This is a genomic window from Hymenobacter daeguensis (assembly GCF_054780555.1).
This window is the reverse complement of record NZ_BAAGWC010000009.1, coordinates 120151-138043: the sequence shown is the minus strand read 5'-3', so window position 1 is coordinate 138043 and position 17893 is coordinate 120151. Positions and strand designations below refer to the sequence as shown.

At 62.1% G+C, this 17893-nt stretch carries 9 protein-coding genes; all 9 read right to left on the bottom strand.

Features of this window, described 5'->3' with window-relative positions; genetic code table 11:
* Positions 1–8: 8 nt before the first annotated feature.
* Positions 9–1019, bottom strand: a complete 1011-nt coding sequence (locus ACYVHT_RS12235; RefSeq protein ID WP_460551866.1) for a PfkB family carbohydrate kinase — start codon at positions 1017–1019, stop codon at positions 9–11.
* Between the two features lie 128 nt (positions 1020–1147).
* A complete protein-coding gene (gene uxaC, locus ACYVHT_RS12230) occupies positions 1148–2581 on the bottom strand; it encodes a glucuronate isomerase (protein WP_460551863.1) in 1434 nt (477 codons plus the stop codon).
* A gap of 246 nt (positions 2582–2827) precedes the next feature.
* Positions 2828–4483, bottom strand: a complete 1656-nt coding sequence (locus ACYVHT_RS12225) for a UxaA family hydrolase (protein WP_460551861.1) — start codon at positions 4481–4483, stop codon at positions 2828–2830.
* 34 nt (positions 4484–4517) lie between these two features.
* Complete coding sequence (locus ACYVHT_RS12220) at positions 4518–6050, bottom strand: tagaturonate reductase (RefSeq protein WP_460551858.1); 1533 nt, start codon at positions 6048–6050, stop codon at positions 4518–4520.
* Between the two features lie 52 nt (positions 6051–6102).
* Positions 6103–8154: a pectate lyase gene (gene pelA / locus ACYVHT_RS12215; RefSeq protein WP_460551855.1), complete on the bottom strand. Its 2052-nt coding sequence runs from the start codon at positions 8152–8154 to the stop codon at positions 6103–6105.
* 180 nt (positions 8155–8334) lie between these two features.
* Complete coding sequence (locus tag ACYVHT_RS12210) at positions 8335–10131, bottom strand: RagB/SusD family nutrient uptake outer membrane protein (RefSeq protein WP_460551852.1); 1797 nt, start codon at positions 10129–10131, stop codon at positions 8335–8337.
* Positions 10132–10158: 27 nt separating this feature from the next.
* Entirely contained in the window at positions 10159–13437 is a 3279-nt protein-coding gene (locus ACYVHT_RS12205; RefSeq protein WP_460551849.1) for a SusC/RagA family TonB-linked outer membrane protein, read from the bottom strand.
* A gap of 530 nt (positions 13438–13967) precedes the next feature.
* A complete protein-coding gene (locus ACYVHT_RS12200; RefSeq protein WP_460551846.1) occupies positions 13968–15662 on the bottom strand; it encodes a sodium/sugar symporter in 1695 nt (564 codons plus the stop codon).
* A gap of 286 nt (positions 15663–15948) precedes the next feature.
* Positions 15949–17859, bottom strand: a complete 1911-nt coding sequence (locus tag ACYVHT_RS12195) for a glycoside hydrolase family 88 protein (protein ID WP_460551843.1) — start codon at positions 17857–17859, stop codon at positions 15949–15951.
* Positions 17860–17893: the final 34 nt, after the last annotated feature.

Genomic DNA, 17893 nt, shown 5'->3' with positions numbered 1-17893 from the left:
TTGGGCTGTTAGCGCAGCAGGCGGCCGCTGGTATTGCCGCGCATGATGTCTTCCACCTCGGCCACGGTCACCAGATTGATGTCGCCGTGGATGGTGTGCTTGAGGGCCGAAGCGGCCACCCCGAACGTCAGGGCCTGCTGCGGATTGTTGTAAGCGAGCGAACCGTAAATGTAGCCGGCCATGAAAGCATCGCCGCCCCCAATGCGGTCCACAATGGGGTTGATGTCGTAGGTCACGGTTTCCAGAAACTGCTGGCCGTCGTAAAAAATGCCTTTCAGGCCATTGTGCGAGGCGCTGTGCGTCTTGCGGCGGGTAGTGACCACCTGCTTGATTTGGGGAAACCGCGCCATCACCTGCCGGGCCACCGACACAAATTTGTTGTCGGTGCCGGGCTCGGGCACGATGCCGAACAGGTCTTCCGCATCGTTTTCGGAGCACACCACCACGTCGCAGCCCTGCACCAGCTCGCTCATCACGGCCTGGGCCGTCTGGCCATACTGCCACAGGTTGCGGCGGTAGTTCACGTCGGCCGATACGGTGATGCCTAGGCGGCGCGCGGCGGCAATGGCCTGGCGCGTGGCCTCGGCCGTGGTGGCCGAGATGGCGGGCGTGATGCCCGTCCAGTGCAGCCAGCCGGCGTTTTTCAGGATTTCATCCCAGTTGAAAGCAGCCGGGTCCAGGTTGGCGAAAGCCGAGTTGGCGCGGTCGTACACCACCTTGCTGGCGCGCATCCCCGCTCCCACTTCCAGAAAATACAGCCCAAGGCGGTCGCCCTGAAAAACCGTCGCGTCCATGTTCACGCCCAGGGCGCGGAAGCTTTGGGCAGCGGCGCGGCCCAGGTCATTGGCCGGGAAGCAGGTGACGTGGGCGGCGGGCACCCCCAGGCCAGCCAGCGAGGCGCCTACGTTGGCATCGCCGCCCCCGTACACGATTTCGAGGTGCTGGGCCTGGGCGAACCGATAGTTCAGCGGCGGCGAGAGCCGCATCATGATTTCGCCAAACGTGACAACTTGCTTCATTCTGGGGGGACTATGGGTAATATTCGGGTGCAGGGGCGGGGCCTGGCCCCGCCTGTTCGTTGCATTCGTGCTAACGGCGACTGTTCAACGATTCGGGCGGGGACAAGCCCCGCCCCTACTTATTCATTTTAAGCGGTTACAGCAGCGGCTTCCGCCACTTTGCCGAAGCCGAAATACTGTTTGGCGTTGCCGTAGCAGATATTCTGCACCATCGTGCCGAGCAGGTCCATATCGGCGGGGATTTCGCCGTTTTCCACATCGTTGCCGAGCAGGTTGCAGAGCACGCGGCGGAAATACTCGTGGCGCGGATACGAAAGGAAGCTGCGCGAATCCGTCAGCATACCCACGAAGCGCGAGAGCAGGCCCATGTTGCTCAGGGCGTTGATTTGCTTTTCCATGCCGTCCTTCTGGTCGAGGAACCACCAGCCGGAGCCGAACTGAATCTTGCCCGCCACCGAGCCGTCGTTGAAGTTACCAATCATGGTGGCAATCAACTCGTTGTCGGCCGGGTTCAGGTTGTAGATGATGGTTTTCGCCAGCTTGTCCTGCCCATCGAGGCGGTCGAGGAAGGTGCTCAGGGCGCGGCCCTGCGGGAAATCGCCGATGGAGTCCCAGCCAGTGTCGGGGCCGAGCTCGCGGAGCATGCGCGAGTTGTTGTTGCGCAGCGCGCCAATGTGGTACTGCTGCGTCCAGCCTTTCTCCCAGTCCAGCACGGCCAGCAGCACCAGCATGGCCGACTTGAATTTCAGCACCTCGTCGGCAGTCAGCTCGGCCCCGCCGCGCACTTTCGCGAAGATGGCGTCGATTTCCGCATCGGTGTATTCAGCGGCATAAATCTGCTCCAGGCCGTGGTCCGACAGGCGGCAGCCCACGCTGGCAAAGAAGTCGTGGCGCAGGCGCAGCGCCTTTTCGAGGTCGGCGAAGGTGCTGATTTCCACTTCGGCCGCTGCGCCCAGCTTGTCGAGGTACTGGTTGTAGGCGGCGGCCGATTCCGGGGCCATCGCCTTGTCGGCGCGGAAGGTGGGCAGCACGTTCACGGCGAAGCCGGAAGCGGCCAGCGCCTGGTGGTGCTCCAGCGAGTCGGCCGGGTCGTCGGTGGTGCAGAGGGTTTCCACCTGCATCAGCTGCAGCAGGCTCTGCACCGAGTATTCGGGCGTTTGCAACTTGGCGTTGCACTCGTCGTAGATGCGGCGGGCGCTGTCCTTGTTCAGCAGCTCGGTGATGCCAAAGTAGCGGCGCAGCTCCAGGTGCGTCCAGTGGTAGAGCGGGTTGCGCAGGGTGTAGGGCACCGTCTCGGCCCACTTCTCAAACTTCTCCCAGTCCGAGGCATCGCCCGTGATGTAGCGCTCGGGCACGCCGTTGGCCCGCATGGCGCGCCACTTGTAATGGTCGCCGTAGAGCCAGATTTGGGTAATGTTCTCGAACTGCTTGTCCTCGGCTATCTGGTCGGGCAGCAGGTGGTTGTGGTAGTCGATGATGGGCATCTGCTTGGCATACTCATGGTAGAGCGTGCTGGCCGTGGCCGTTTGCAGCAGGAAGTCGTCGGACAGGAAGGGTTTCATAAGCAGCGAAAATGAGGATGGGTGGGAGCCCTGATTGTGCGAGTGCTTCGGGAACCGAAGGTAGGCCGGGGGTGGGGCCTTATCTATCCTGAAGGCTCCTGAGCCCGGTATTTATTAACGAAAACGGTTGCGCAAATAAGTTTCGTTTGTCATCCTGAGCGGAGCGAAGGACCTTATCACCGAAGAACAGATTGCAGCAATTCAGCCGTGACAAGGTCCTTCGCTCCGCTCAGGATGACAAATGACTTACAGCGATACCCCACGCTTCCACGGAATGAAATCCGTCTGGTCGTGGCGCACGGCCGCAATTTCTTCTTCCCCGCTGGCCACGCGAATCACGTAATCGAGAATGCGCTCGCCGGCCTGCTCGATGGTTTCTTCGCCATCAATCACCGTTCCGGTGTTCACGTCGATGATGTCGGGCATGCGCTTGGCCAGGGCCGTGTTGCTGGCCACCTTGATGACCGGGGCAATGGGGTTGCCGGTGGGCGTGCCCAGGCCGGTGGTGAAGAGGACGATATTAGCCCCCGACCCTACTTCGGCCGTGGTCGATTCCACGTCGTTGCCGGGCGTGCAGAGCAGGTTCAGGCCGGGCTTGGTCACCAGCTCGGGGTAGTCGAGCACGGCCACCACGGGCGAGGAGCCGCCCTTGCGGGCCGCACCGGCCGATTTCATGGCGTCAGTAATCAACCCGTCGCGGATGTTGCCTGGCGAGGGGTTCATGTCGAAGCCCGAGCCGACGGCCACGGCGCTGTCGCCGTAAGCTTTCATGAGGCTGCTGAACCGCTCGGCGGTGGGCCGGTCCACGCTGCGGTCCACGAGTTCCTGCTCCACGCCGCACAGCTCCGGGAATTCGGCCAGAATGACCGAGCCGCCCAGCGCCACCAGCATGTCGGACACGTGGCCCAGGGCCGGGTTGGCCGAGATGCCGGAGAAGCCATCGGAGCCGCCGCATTCCAGCCCAATGTTCAACGCCTTCAGAGGGGCCGGCTCGCGGCGGGCCTGGTTGGCAATCATCAGGCCGGCAAAGGTTTGACGCAGAGCCGTGCTGATGAGGGTTTCCTCGGTGCCGAGCTTTTGCTGGTCGAGGATGTAGAGCGGCTTGCTGAAGTTCGGGTCGCGCTTCGCGATTTCGTCCTGCAGCATGCTGGCCTGCGCGTTCTGGCAGCCCAGGCTGAGCACGGTGGCGCCGGCCACGTTGGGGTGCGTGATGTAGCCGGCCAGCAGGCCGCACAGCGTCTGGGCATCCTGCCGGATGCCGCCGCAGCCGCCCTCGTGCGCAAGGAAGCGGATGCCGTCCACGTTCGGAAACGGGCGCGAGCTGCGGGCCGTGTCTTCGCCGGCGGCGAGGTCGGCGCTCAGGATTTCTTCAACCGACTTGCCGGCCTGCATCAGCTCCACCAGCTTGCGGGTTTCGGGCTGGTAGTTCTTGCGGCGGGCGTAGCCGAGGTCGGTAATCAGGGCATCCTGCAGCACCTGAATGTTGCGGTTTTCGCAGAATACCAGCGGAATCACCAGCCAGTAGTTGGCCGTACCCACGCGGCCATCGGCGCGGTGGTAGCCCATAAACGTGCGGTCCTGCCAGGAGCTTACATCGGGCGCGGTCCAGGCGGCGCGCTGGTGCGAGTTTTCGTCGTAGCTGTTGGTGGCGTGCTGCATGTTGGCCGTGGTGAGGCGGCCGCCGGGGCGAATATCCTGTTTGGCTTTGCCCACCAGCACACCGTACATCGTCACGGGCTGGCCCACGCTCAGGCCCAGGGGCGAGAGCTTGTGCTTGGCCGGAATGGCTTCGGAAGTAGTAACGAATCCATTTTCCCACGGCACTTCGGTGCCGATGGGCAGGTCGACGAGGGCGACCAGCACGTTATCGGCGGGATGGATACGGGCAACTTGATGTTTCATAACGGAGGTCAATAGCGCAGCTGTAATTCTAAAATTAATTAGCCAGGGCTGTTTTTTTGGTGAAAAATGCGCCCAGCGTGGCGGGCGCACCATCCTGTAACAATTGATTGAGGTAATGGCTTACCCGCTCATCGAAGCCGGGCAGGCTGCTCAGGTCGTGGCCCCAGAGCACGGTGTTGCGGAGCACGGCAGTGGTCAGCTCCTCGGGCGAGAGCTTGGTCCAGAGGTCGGCGAAGTAGCCGGCGCGGTCGTCCTGAATGAGGTAGGTTTCGCCGTTGGCTTCGCCCTGGCCGCTGCTGGGGCCGGTGGCGGTGTTGCGCATAAACAGCAGGTAGGCCGCAAAGCCCAGCGCCATGTAGTGCGGCACGGCCTCGTGCTGCTGGTAGTAGTGCAGCAGCGTAGGCATGTTGCGCATCTGCATCTTGGCGGTGCCCTGCATGGCAATGGCCAGCCAGCGGTGCTCCAGGAAAGGGTTGCGGAACCGGTCGAGCACCTGCATACCGAAGCGCTGGCCCACTTTCTCGTCTACCTGGTACGGGATGCCGGGCAGCAAATCGGCCAGCATCAGGTTGTGAATGAAGCGGGCCAGGTTTTCTTCTTCCAGGGCTTCGCGCACCGTGGTGCAGCCCATGAGGTGGGCCAGGGCGAAGCTCAGGGTGTGCGTGCCGTTGAGCAGGCGCAGCTTCAGCTCGCGGAACAGGGTGATGTCGGGCCGGATGACCACGCCCGTGGCCACGCTGTGGAACGAGAGCACCTCGCGCACCCGCTCGCCGCCCTCAATGGCCCACAGCGCGTAGGCTTCGGCCACGGTCAGCAGGTCGTCCTGGTAGCCGAGGTCGGCCTGCAGCTGGGCGTAGGTGGCGTCGTCGGGCTTGCCGGGCACAATGCGGTCCACCAGCGTGTTGCAGAAGTGGTTGGCCGTTTCGAGCCAGTCGATGAAGGCGCTGCCCAGGTCGTTGCGGTGGGCCAGCTCCAGCACAATAGCTTCGAGCTTGCGGCCGTTGTCGGGTATCAGTTCGGTGGGCACAATCACCAGCCCGCGCTCCGCGTCGCCTTTGAACGCTTCGAAGCGGGCGTGCAGCACGGCCAGCAGCTTGCCCGGAAACGACGAGGGCGGCGTGAGGTGAATGTCCTCGTTCACCAGCTGAATGCCGACTTCGGTGGTGTTGGAAATCACCACCTGCAGGTCGGGGCTCTTGGCAAATTCCAGCACCTCGGCCCACTGGCTTTTGGCCGAGAGCACGCGGCTGATGCTGCTGCACACCACGTTTTCTTCCACGGGCTTGCCGTCGTCCACGCCGCGCACGGCCACGGTATAAAGGCCGTCCTGGCGGGCAAAGGCGGTGGCATCGCCGCCGTCGGTGCTTTTCACCACCACGATGCGGCCGTTGAACACGCCCTGGCGGTTGGCCTCGTCAATCATAAAATCGGGCAGGCCGCGCAGCAGCACGCCGGTGCCGAACTGCAACACTTTTTCGGGAAGCTCAAACAGGGCCGGTGTAGGCCAGGCAACGGCCACAGCGCTGCTGGGGGCGGCCAGGGCCAGAGATTTATTCAGGATGTCCATTGCGGGTACGATGGGGCTAATGGTTATGGCGAAACGAAGCTAGCGGCGGGGTTTATCTGCTCCCTCCCGTACTCACCCGCTTCTGCCAGGCAGGATATTCTTTGGTCAATAATTTTTCGGGCCAGGTGCCGGCGTAGAGGTAGCCGGCGCGGCGCTCGTTTTCGATTTCAGCCAGCTGGTAATGCACCTGGCTGTCGCGGCCCACGAAAATGGGCCGGTCGGTATTCAGCTCGTAAAACCGCGCCCAGAGCGTGGCGCCCGCCTCGGGCACGATGACCCGGTCGCGGCCGGTCTTCTCCTTCGGGGCGACTATTTCCTTCATCGTGGTGTCCTTCAGCTTCACCTTCTCGAACCACGCCACCGCGCTTTCGATGGCCGTTTTCACCTCGGCCGAGGGGTTCTCCACCCCCATCAGAAACCGCACAATGTCCACCGACTCATCCCCGCTCAGCGAGGCCAGCTCGAAGGCGCGGGCCTTGGCCGGCTGCAGGGTCTTCTCGTCGTACTGCGCGCACCAGGCCGTGAGCTGGCCCTGGCGGCGGTACTGCGTTTTCAGCATGCAGTCCACGCCCCGGTCCACGGCCGTTTTGGCGCGCTGGGCGTAGCCGGCATCGAGCACGGCATACGGGCCGGTTTGGCCGGCCACTTTGCGCAGCACCAGCAGGGCGCGCACCATGGCGTTGTCGTTGTAGGTAATCTGGTGGCGGTAGAGGCTGAAATCGGGGTAATACTGCGGGAAGCCGCCGTTGGCGTACTGCATTTTCAGCAGGTAGTTCACGCCGGCTTCGGCGGCGGCGCGGTAGGCCGGGTTGTTGGTTTTCTGGTAGGCCTCCACCAGGTAGGTTATCTCGCGGGTGGTGGCATTGTTGTCGATGGTCGCGTCGGTGCGGCCTTTATCGGCCAGGGTGCTGGCGCGCACGGCGGGCGTGAGGCGGTGGCCGTAGTCCACCTTCTCGCTGCCCACGGCCTTGGGCCAGCCGCCCACATTGCGCTGGTACACCAGCATTTTCTCGGCGGTGCTGTCCGTTGCCACCGGCGCAATGGCCGGAGCCGGCAGGGCCGGCTGGGTCTTGTCCACGTTCCAGCGCCCGCCGAATGCCCAGTTGGCGGTGATTTGCTCGGGCCGGGGAGCCCCGGCGGCGGTGGCCAGGTTGTCCTTCATCCAGGCGTAGTCGCCGCCCTGGCGGTGGCAGTCGGCGTAGTACACGCGCCGGCCCCAGAGCCGGGCCCCGGGCCCCGACTGCGCCCAGTAGATGTCGGCATCGGCCATGTTCTGCGCGAACTTGCAGCCCACCAGGTAGAACTGCGCCTCCCGGTGAAACCGGCCCAGCTTGAAGCCATCGTCGCCGGTGAAGGTGCAGTTTCTCAGCACCGTTTTTGAGTCCTGGCTGCCCGAGCCGTCGTGCCAGATGGCGGCACTGGTGCTGTGGCATTCGAAGCGGCAGTTCTCGGCGTAGGCCCAGCCGCGCGGGCAGTAGAAATCCACGCCGCCTTCCAGGGTGCAGTCCTTGAAATAGAACAGGCCATTCTCCGTATCCCAGGGGCTCACGGTGTCGCCGCCCAGGGCCCGGAACGTGCAGTGTTTCACTGCAATGCGCGGCGAGCCGGCGAAGGTGCGCAGCGCCATCTGGTGGCCGCCGGAACCGATTTTCTTCGGCTCCGTGCTCCCAATGCAGGTTATTACTTCATCGGGCTTGCCCTGGCGGTCGAAGCCGTGGGAGTTGATGACCGTCAGGTTTTCGAGGGTCAGGTCGGGGGCGTTGCGCACGTTGAGGGTGGCCACGCCCCAGTCGTCGGGGCCGGCGGTGCAGTGCCAGGCATCGCGCGACTGGGCGTAGGTCAGCACCACGCCCTTCTCGCTTTCGCCCTGCAGCACCACCTGGTCCTTGCCGTCGATGTAGAGCTTCTCGTGGTACGTCCCGTTCTTAATCAGAATGGTGCGGGGCTGCGCGGCGTGGGCCGGCAGGCTGTTGATGGCCTCCTGCACGGTGCGAAAATCGCCCTTGCCGCTGGCCGCTACCACCACCGGCCCGGGGGCCGCAGGAGCTGCCCAGCCGGCAGGCGCCAGCGCCAGCAGCCATCCAAAAATCAGCACGCTTTTCATCGATAAGCACCGGCCCGCAGGCCCCGGAAAGTTCAGTTTACAGCAAGTGTTTATTCAATGGCGAAATAACAAGGGGCCGTGCGCCGCGAACAATGAAGAATTAGCCACGAGCAATAGGATATTAGCCGATTTGCTCATCATTCATCGCGCACAGCCCACGGCCCCTTGTTTTAAAAGCCCTTAGTAGCCGAAGTTCTGCTTCACGTTGGGGTCGGTATCCAGGGTGCTCTGCGGGATGGGCATGAGCTCCTTGCCGGCGTTGGGCACGAAGTCGGCGGCGAGGCCGGTGCCGCCGGGGCGGGTGTTGGTCAGGTAGGCGGCATCCACGGCCAGGCGCCAGTTTACGCGGGTAGTGCCGGTGGGCGTGGCAGCCGGGGAAGGCCGGTAGAACGAGCGGGCCCACTGAATCACGCCGTTTACCACGCGGTAGTACTGGTATTGCGGCACGTTGGTGTAAGGTGCGGTGCCGGCCTGCATCTTGGCCAGCTCGGCTTTGGTTTCGGCCAGCTTGCTGGCCAGCATGCCCCAGCGCAACAGGTCGTATTTGCGGATGCCTTCGCCACCAAACTCCAGCAGGCGCTCCTTGGTCAGCACGTTGAAGAAGCTCTCCTTGGTAGAGAAATCCAGGCCGGCGGCGGCGCGGGTGGCGTTGCCGCCGAAGCCCCGGGTACGCACTTCGAGCAGGGCGGCCCGAGCAGCGGCGGTGGGGCCGTTCAATTCATTCTCCGCTTCGGCAAACATCAGCAGCACATCAGCAAAACGAATGAGCACCCAGTTGTAGCCCAGGTAGTTGCCGGTACCCGAGAGGGTGGGCACGCGCCAGTCGCGGCGGAACTTGCCCGTGGTGACCACGGCCAGCGTAGTGCCAGCCTGGGCGTTGGTCGTGCCGATGGTGTAGGGCGTGAGGGTGATGTCGCGGCGCACGTCCGTCGAGTCGAAGGCGTAGAAGTAAGTGGGCACAGCCACGATGGTGCCCTGCGTGGAGCCATAGAGGGGCGAGGCGTTCAGGCGGGGGCCGTCGTAGTAGCCCAGCTTGCTGTCCGACACGGCGCTGCTGCCGCCCATGGCCACCTCAAACATGATTTCGTTCGAAGTCTCGCGGCGCTGCTCGTTGATGCTCTTGAACAGGTCGTAGTAGCTGGGGTTGAGCGTGTGCTGGCTGCGGTTGCGCATCAGGTCGGCGCACTCCTGCTGGGCAATGCGGTAGTAGGTCAGGTAGTCGGCCGGCCGCTCGATGACGCCGGTGCGGGCATTGGCCGAGTAGCCGCCGCGCTGCAGGGCCAGGCGGGCGCGCAGCGCCTTGATGCCGCCCTTGGTCACGCGCTCAGAAGCAGCCGCAATGTTGCTGCGCCAGGGCACCAGCTTTTCGGCTTTGTAGAGGTTGGCAATCAGGGTGTCGAGGGTCACGTTGCGGTCGCGCTGCAGCAGCTGGAAGCTGGCGCTGGCGTCGGTGGGCACGAAGGGGGCCGGCACGTCGCCCCAGTTGCGCACCAGTTCGTAGAGGTACTGGGCGCGCAGGGTCAGCGACTCGCCGTAGAGGCGGTGCAGGGCGGCGGTATCGGCAGCGGTGCCGTTGCGGTAAAGGCTCATCTGCGGGATGTTTTTGATGCAGATGTTGGCCCGCTCCACGCCCACGTACAGGTCGTTCCAGGGGTTGATGATTTCGGCGTTCGACGGCAGCGCTTTGTAGCGCGAGAGGCCCCGGTTGCCGGAGTTGGCCACGCCGGGTGCGCCAATCAGCTCATCGGTATCATACGGGTAATACAGGTTCAGGCGGGTGCCGTAGGTGCGGTCGCCGGAGAGCAAATCGTAGGCCCCGATAACGGCCGTGGTGGCCCCACTCACCGTGCTGAACAGCTGCTCGGTGGTGTAGTAGGCGTCGGGGGTTACGTCGAGGTAGTCTTTGCAGGCGCTCAGGCCGCCCACCAGGGCCAGCGCGGCGGCGCTCAGTGCCAGGCGAATATTGATGCGTTTCATCGGAAATGAGTCGGAATGTGGGTGGGATTACAGGGCGAGGTTCACACCGAAGAGGAAGGCGCGGCTGCGCGGGTACGCGGCGTAGTCGACGCCGGGCGTGAGGCCCGTGGAGCGGCGCGTGTTGGCTTCGGGGTCGTAGCCGGTGTATTTGGTGAAGGTGTACAGGTTGTTGGCCGTCACGTAGAAGCGCAGCTGCGTGAGCTTGGCTTTGCTGATGAGCGTTTTGGGCAGCGAGTAGCCCAGCGTGAGGTTGTTGATGCGCAGGAACGAGCCATCCTCGATGGCCCAGGAGTGGGTGAACAGCTGGCGGGTGGGCGTCCAGATTTGGGCGTTCTGGTTCAGGTCGCGCGACACAGCGGGGTCGGTAATCAGGTTGCCGTTGCCGTCGATGGTGCGGTACCGGTCGTTCATCAGGGCCAGCATGTTGCTGAGCGGGTTGATGGCACTGGTGAACTCCAGCTTGTTGGCGTTGTACACGTCGTTGCCATACACGAAGTTCACGAATATGCTGGCATCAAAGCCTTTATAGCTGAACTGGTTGTTGAAGCCGCCCGTGAGCTTGGGGTTGGCATTGCCGATAACCGTGCGGTCAAACTCATTCACAACGCCGTCGGGCACGCCGTTCGGCCCCGAAATGTCCTTGAGTTTGATGATGCCCGGGGCCACGGCCTGGCCCTGCACACCCGCATCGGAGGCTACGCTCGACTTCAGCACCCAGGCCTTAGTAGTGGCATTGTAGCCTTCAAAATCATCCACCGTATAGAAGCCCTTGCGGCCGTTGTCGAAGTCGGTCACGTAGCCATACATCAGGCCGATGGGCGAGCCCACGCGGGCCACAAAATCCTGCGAGATGGCCGTGCTGGCCCAGCCCGAGTACACGCCCGGAATTTCAGGCGCACCGCCCAGGTCCTCAATCCGGCCGCGGTTGAACGACGAGTTCAGGTTGGCCGTCCAGGTGAAGTCGGGGGTTTGCACGATGGTGCCGCTCAGCTGCAGCTCCAGGCCCCGGTTGCTGGTCGAGCCAATGTTTTGCAGCTGCGAGGCGTAGCCGGTGATGACCGGAATGGGCTTGGCCACGAGCAGGTCTTTGGTGGTGTTGTAGTACACGTCGGCCGTGAGCTGCAGGCGGTTATTGAACAGGGCCAGGTCCATGCCCACGTTGCGGGCAATGGTGGTTTCCCATTTCAGGTCAGGGTTTTCGAGGAAGGGCACGTTGGCGCCGCCCACCCGAATGTGGTTCAGCCAATACTCGCCGCCGCCGCCGCTTAGCAGGCGCAGGTAAGAGAAGTCGTTGATGCGGTTGTTGCCGGAGTGCCCGTAGCTGAGGCGGAACTTCAGGTCCGAAATCACCGAAATCGACTTGATGAAGTCTTCCTGCGAGGCGCGCCAGGCAAACGAAGCCGCCGGGAAATACCCCACGCGGTTGCCCGATTCCTTGGAATATTTCGACGAACCGTCGGCCCGGGCCGTGAAGGTGAACAGGTATTTGTCGGCGTAGGAGTAATTCAGGCGGGCAAAGCCGGAAAGCAGGCGCGAATTGGCCGATACGCCGGTGGTGGGCAGAATGGGCTGGGCCACCGTGCCGGCCGGCAGCACGCCCTGGTTGATGTTGGCCAACGCCTGCGCCGCCGTGATGTCGAGCGGCAGGAAGTTGGTTTGAATGTACTGCGTGGTGCCTTTCTGGGTGTAGATTTCCTGGCCCAGCAAACCGTCGAAGCTGTGCTTGCCTTTCTGCAGCGAATAGGTCAGCACGTTGGAGTTGTTGATGGTGGTGAGCACGCTCGACGTGAGCGAGGCAAACGGCAGGGCGGCGTAGTTGCCGGCCACCTGCCGGATGGTGGGCGAGTAGCGGCCGTTGAAGGTTTCGAGGCGCGAGTCGGTAATATCGAAGCCGGCCGTGGAGCGGAACACCAGGTTGGGCAGGATGGTCAGGGCCGCGTTGCCGCTCAGGTTATAGGTGCGGCGCTTGTCGAGGCGGTACTCGTTATCGATGGCAATAATCGGGTTCACCAGGCTCGACTGCTGGAAGAAGTCTTCGTCGAACTGCGTGGGGTCGAGGGCCCCGGCCAGCGGCACGGCCAACGGCTGAAACTCCACGGCGTTGCGCAGGCGCGAGGTGATGGTCGAGAGTGAGCTCGACGTACCGGCGCCGTTGATGGCCTGGTCGTTGAAACGGGCGTTCAGGCCAAACGAGAACTTCTCGGTGGCCTTGTTGTCGAAACGGAAGTTCACCAGCTTGCGCTCGTAGTCGGAGCCGCGCTGAATGCCGTCTTCCTTGTTGTCGGTCAGGCTCAGCGAGTACGTGGTGCCTTTGGCGCCGCCGGCCACCGACACGTTGTGGGTTTGCTGGAAGGCGTTGCGGCCAAACACCTGCTCCTGCCAGTCGATGAACGGCGCATTGCGGCTGCGGTTCAGCGTATCGCTCAGGTAGTTCTTCGAGCCGAAAGCCGTCTTAAAGGTATTGATGCCGCCAGCGGCCGTGCCCAGCGACTGGGCCCGCTCAAACTGGTAGTTCACGTACTCGGAAGGCTGCATCAGGTCGAGCTTGCGCGAGAGCTGGCGCACCCCGACAAAGCCGTTGTAGCTCACCACCACTTTGCCGTCGCGGCCCTTTTTGGTGGTGATGATAACCACGCCATTGGCGCCGCGCGCGCCGTAAATGGCTGTGGCCGAGGCATCCTTCAGCACGTCAACCGAGGCAATGTCCTGCGGCGAAATCACCGACAGCGCATTTTCTACCTGAATGCCATCGACCACGTACAGCGGCGAGTTGTCCTGGGTAATGGAGCCGCCGCCGCGCACCCGAATCTGCACGTTGGCGTTGCCGGGCGTGCCTTCGGCCGAGGTGAGCTGCACGCCGGCCAGGCGGCCCGTCAGGGCCTCGGCGGCCGAGTTCACGGGCACGTCCTTAATCTGCTGCGCCCCGACCGACGACACCGAGCCGGTTACGTCGCGACGCTGCACGGCCTGGTAGCCAATCACGACCACGTCTTCCAGCTGCTTGCTGTCCGAAGCCAGCGACACGTTGATGGTGGACTGGCTGCCCACTTTCACGGCCTGCGACACGTAGCCCACGTAGCTGAAGCGCAGCGTGGCGTCCTTGGTGTTGGCTGGCAGCGTAATCGAGTAGTCACCGTTCGGGCCGGTGGAAGCGCCATTGGTAGTGCCCTCCACGAGCACCGTAACGCCGGGCAGGGCCTCGCCCTCCGCCGATTTGACAACGCCCTGAACCTGACGGCTCTGGGCTGCCACAAAGCCAATGCTCCCCAGGAGCAGCAGCCAAAGCAGGAGAAAATGTTTTTTCATAAAGTGAGAAAAAAGTGGGGTGGGAGTTTAAAAAAGAGTTATGGCTGGAAGGAGGCCCCTCTACCAGCAGAGCTGGCCGGCAAAGTGCCGGGGAGGCGCAGGTAGAAAAAGGACGATACAGAGAAGGTGAGCGAGTGCTTCCACACCCCTGTGCTTACGAGGTGGCGGGGCTGCTTCTTAAAGGTTTCATGAATCATTCACCAAAAGCAAGAGTTGGACAATCTTTTTTTGTGCAATCGATGCCGGGAACGATGCCAGTCTTCAATCCGGCCCTAACTTATTGGGCTAAAACCGTCTGAGCAGCTCAAAAAGAAAGAACCCGGCTTTGGTCAGCACCACGCCGGGCTTTTCACCTTTTTTTGAATTATTCCGATAAACCCGCCCTTGCAGGCCGATTTATCTCTCAGTCCATCGGGGCCGTCCTCATCGGCCCACTGTTTCCGGCTCCGCGCCTGCCACCGGTCCAAAAAAAATGGCAGCGGGCTTGCGCCTGCTGCCATTGACTACCCCAAAAGAGGAACCCCGGGCGACTACCAGTAAATGGTGTAGAGCGCCGTGAGAATAACAATGATGGATGCCGCACCAATCACGAAGCTGGGCTGCGGCTTGAACATGCTGCTGTCGATTTCCAGGCCCTTGGTTTTCACGCCACGGGCGTTTTCAAACAGGCTGATGATAATCATCATGATGACGCAGATGACGAACACGAAGCCCATGCGGTCAAGGAACGGAATCTCATACACACTCGAGCCCTTGGGCTGCACGGCGAAACCGAACGGGGCCAGGAAAGACAAGTCGACGTAGGTGGGCAGAAATTTGAACATCACCGACAGCAGGAAGCCACCGATGGTGGCAAACAGCGCCGCCGTCGAAGTCGTTTTCTTCCAGAAGAAGCCCAGGATGAACATGGCGAAAATACCCGGCGATACGAAGCCGGTGTACTCCTGAATGTACTGGAACCCCCCTTTCTTATCGATACCCAGGTGCGGCGCGATGAGCACGCCCAGAATCATGGCCACGACCACGGCAATTTTGCCGGTGGCCACCAGCTGCTTCTCGGTGGCGTCGGTTTTGAAGATTTTGTGGTACACGTCGAGCGTGAAGATGGTCGCAATCGAGTTGGCTTTGCCGGCCAGCGAGGCCACCACGGCGGCCGTGAGGGCGGCGAAGGACAGGCCCTTCAGCCCCACTGGCAGAATGTTGAGCAGCACCGGGTAAGCTCGGTCGGGGTTCAGGTCGGCACCGGCACCAAACTCGGCGGCGCCAAACACCTGCTGCTTGTAGAGCACATAGGCGGCGATGCCGGGCAGCACCACAATCACGGGCATCAGGAGCTTGAGGAAAGCGGCAAACAAAATACCGGAGCGGGCCGTGGGCAGGTCGGCGCCCAGGGCGCGCTGGGTGATGTACTGGTTGCAGCCCCAGTAGTTGAGGTTCACAATCCACATGCCGCCGAGCAGCACCGTGAGGCCCGGCAAATCGAGGTAATGCTCGTTGTCGCGCTTGAAAATCATCTGGAAGTGGTCGCTGGCGTGCTCGGTCATCAGGTTGAAGCCGTTGATGACGCCGTGCGTGCCGTAGTGCTCCGATACTAGGTTCAGGGCCAGGTAAGTGGTAGCCAAACCGCCGAGGATGAGGAAGAACACCTGAATAACGTCGGTGAAGCCGATAACCTTCATACCGCCCAGTGTGATGATGACGGCAAAGCCAGCCAGCATGTACATGCAGAAATTGAGGTTGAGGCCCGCGATGCTGCTGATGGCAATGGCCCCGAGGTAGAGAATCGAGGTCAGGTTCACCACCACGTAGAGCGCCAGCCAGAACAGGGCCATAATCATGGCCACCGTGGAGTTGTAGCGCTGGCTGAGGAACTGCGGCATGGTGGCAATGTTGTTCTTCAGGTACACCGGAATGAAGAACACGGCCACAATGACCAGCGTGATGGCCGCCATCCACTCATACGTAGCAATGGCCAGGCCCATGGCAAAGCCCGAGCCCGACATGCCCACGAACTGCTCGGCCGAGATGTTGGAGGCAATGAGTGAGGACCCAATGGCCCACCACGTCAACGACCCTTCGGCGAGGAAATAGTCCTTGGAGTTGCCCTCCAGCGTGCCATCGTGGCCGGTTTTGCGGCGATATACCCAGATGCCGTAGCCGGATACGATGATGAAATAGACGAAGAATACGATGTAGTCAATCGTACTGAGGGTGTGCTGGTTCATTGACGAAATGAGTGGGAATTAAAGCGGCAGCCGGCCTCCGAAGCGTCTCTAATGCAAGGGTGACGAAGCTATGGGAAAGTAATGTTCCGGTAAAAAAACGGCTTCTGAAAGGTTTTTTTTTAAATCGGCCCAATTAAAACAGGGCATTTTTACGCAAACGTTTGCATGAATTATCTATCGGTTTCGATTGCGTAGCACCGTGCCTCGAAGCTGCTTCAGCGCAGCGAACATAAAAAAAGCCGGGCAAGCCCGGCTCTTCTCTCACCCTAAACTAAGTAAGCACTCGCTATTTGCTCAGGAGCCAGCCGGCAAGGTCCTTGCCCGCCTGAAAATTCTCGAACGAAGCCGGAATCTTGCGGCCGTCGGTGTACTCGTTGTACAGCCAGGGGTCGCCGAGGATGAACACCTGGCCTTTGCCCAGCCGGGCGGTGGCCATGATGACTTTGCCATTGTTGGTGACCAGCGGCTGGGCCGGCGCGGCCACCGACAGCACCGACAGCTCCTTCACGTAGGCCGTTTTGGCGTTTCTGAACACGGCTTTGCCCGAAGACAGGTCCACCTTGCCCTGCTCGAACTGCGAGCCCTGCACCATGTTCACGCTCTGGTCGGTGAACTGCACGCCGAAGTTTTTGGCCAGCTCGTTGAAGTGCTTGATTTCGCAGTTGGCGGTGTCGTTGGCCAGCAGCACGAGGGTGCCGCCGCCCTTCACCCACTCGGTAATGGCCTTGCTGTCGGCGGGCTGGATGTAGTTGGGCTTGGGCGACTCCTTGCGCGAGTCCGGGTCGACGATGATGTAGACGCTCAGGTTTTTGAGGCTGGCGGCGGTGGGGGCCGTGGGCACGGCTACGGTTTTGGCGCCCAGCTCGCGGAACTCGTTGCCCCACAGCCAGAAGCCGCCGTGGGTGCGGTCTTCCCAGGTGTAGTGCCACTGCTCGGGCGCGCCGGTGAAGACGTTTTTGCGCATCTCGTGGTTGAAGTAGTAGTCCAGCCCCACGGTTTTGCCCTGACCGATGCCGTCCTCGGCCGCAATTTCCATCTCCGTGCTGGCCAGGATGAACGGGCCCACGCCCTTCAAATCATTCTTCCGAATCGGCTCAGACAAGTAATACTCGAAGGAGCCGTCGCGGTAGGGCTTGCCGCCCAGGCCGCCCACGCTCACCGTGCCGTTGAAGGCCAGCGCGCCGCCGGCTTCCGTTTCCACGAAGGTTTTCAGGATGCCGTCGTAGCCTTTTTTGGCCACGGCCGCGTACTTTTTATCGAGGTAGCCGAGGCGCACGCCCTTGGCCAGCGCGTACACAAACATGCTGCTGCCGGAGGCTTCGGCGTAGTTGCCCTTGCGGCCTTCCTGGCCCATCACGAGGCTCCAGGTGCCGGTCTTGGGGTCCTGGTACTTGGCCACGGCGGGCGCCAGCCGCTGCAGCGCCTTGATGAGCATGGGCCGCTGCGGATGGTTCTGGGGGAAGTAGTCGAGCACGTCGACTATTGCCATGGCGTACCAGCCAATGGCGCGGTCCCAGAAATTGGGGCTCTGGCCGGTGGTTTTGTTGGCCCAGGCCTGCTCCTTGCTCTCGTCGTAGCCGTGGTAGAGCAGGCCGGTTTTGGGGTCGACCAGGTGCTTTTCAATCAGGGCAAACTGCTTGGCCACATCATCCAGGCCGGCGGGCTGGTTGAAAACCGTGCTGTACTCGGCGTAAAAAGGCTCGGCCATGTACAGCCCATCGAGCCACATCTGGTTGGTGTACACCTTCTTGTGCCAGAAACCGCCTTCCTTGGTGCGCGGCTGGCCATCAAGCTGCTTGCGCAGGTACTGCACGGCCTTGATGTACTTCTCATTGCCGGGCACCGAAACCTGGCTCATCAGCAGCAGGGCGCGGCCCGTGGCCATGTTGTCGAGGTTGTAGTCCTCCGGCTTGTAGCGCAGGATGCTGCCGTCGGCCTGCACCGAGTAGTCGAGGTTTTTCTTGATGTAGCTGAAATACCGGGCGTCGCCGGAGCGCTGCCACACGCGCTCCATGGCGTGCATCATCAGGCCCTGCTCGTAGCCCCAGCCGGCCATCTTGTTCTTCCCAATCATCATCGAATCGGGGTGCCAGGTCATGAAGGCATCGGCCATGCGCTGGGAATAGGGCGCGGTCTGGGCGGTGCTGGTTTCGGCCAGTAGGGCCAGGGCCAGCAGCGGAAGGATGGTTTGTTTCATTGTCGGAATTTAGAAGAACGTCATGCTGAGCTCG

Coding starts and splice junctions, on each gene's coding strand:
- ACYVHT_RS12235 (WP_460551866.1), bottom strand. CDS start 1,019: ATGAAGCAAGTTGTCACGTTTGGCGAAATCATGATGCGGCTCTCGCCG.
- pelA (WP_460551855.1), bottom strand. CDS start 8,154: ATGAAAAGCGTGCTGATTTTTGGATGGCTGCTGGCGCTGGCGCCTGCC.
- ACYVHT_RS12205 (WP_460551849.1), bottom strand. CDS start 13,437: ATGAAAAAACATTTTCTCCTGCTTTGGCTGCTGCTCCTGGGGAGCATT.
- ACYVHT_RS12195 (WP_460551843.1), bottom strand. CDS start 17,859: ATGAAACAAACCATCCTTCCGCTGCTGGCCCTGGCCCTACTGGCCGAA.
- ACYVHT_RS12200 (WP_460551846.1), bottom strand. CDS start 15,662: ATGAACCAGCACACCCTCAGTACGATTGACTACATCGTATTCTTCGTC.
- ACYVHT_RS12225 (WP_460551861.1), bottom strand. CDS start 4,483: ATGAAACATCAAGTTGCCCGTATCCATCCCGCCGATAACGTGCTGGTC.
- ACYVHT_RS12210 (WP_460551852.1), bottom strand. CDS start 10,131: ATGAAACGCATCAATATTCGCCTGGCACTGAGCGCCGCCGCGCTGGCC.
- ACYVHT_RS12220 (WP_460551858.1), bottom strand. CDS start 6,050: ATGGACATCCTGAATAAATCTCTGGCCCTGGCCGCCCCCAGCAGCGCT.
- uxaC (WP_460551863.1), bottom strand. CDS start 2,581: ATGAAACCCTTCCTGTCCGACGACTTCCTGCTGCAAACGGCCACGGCC.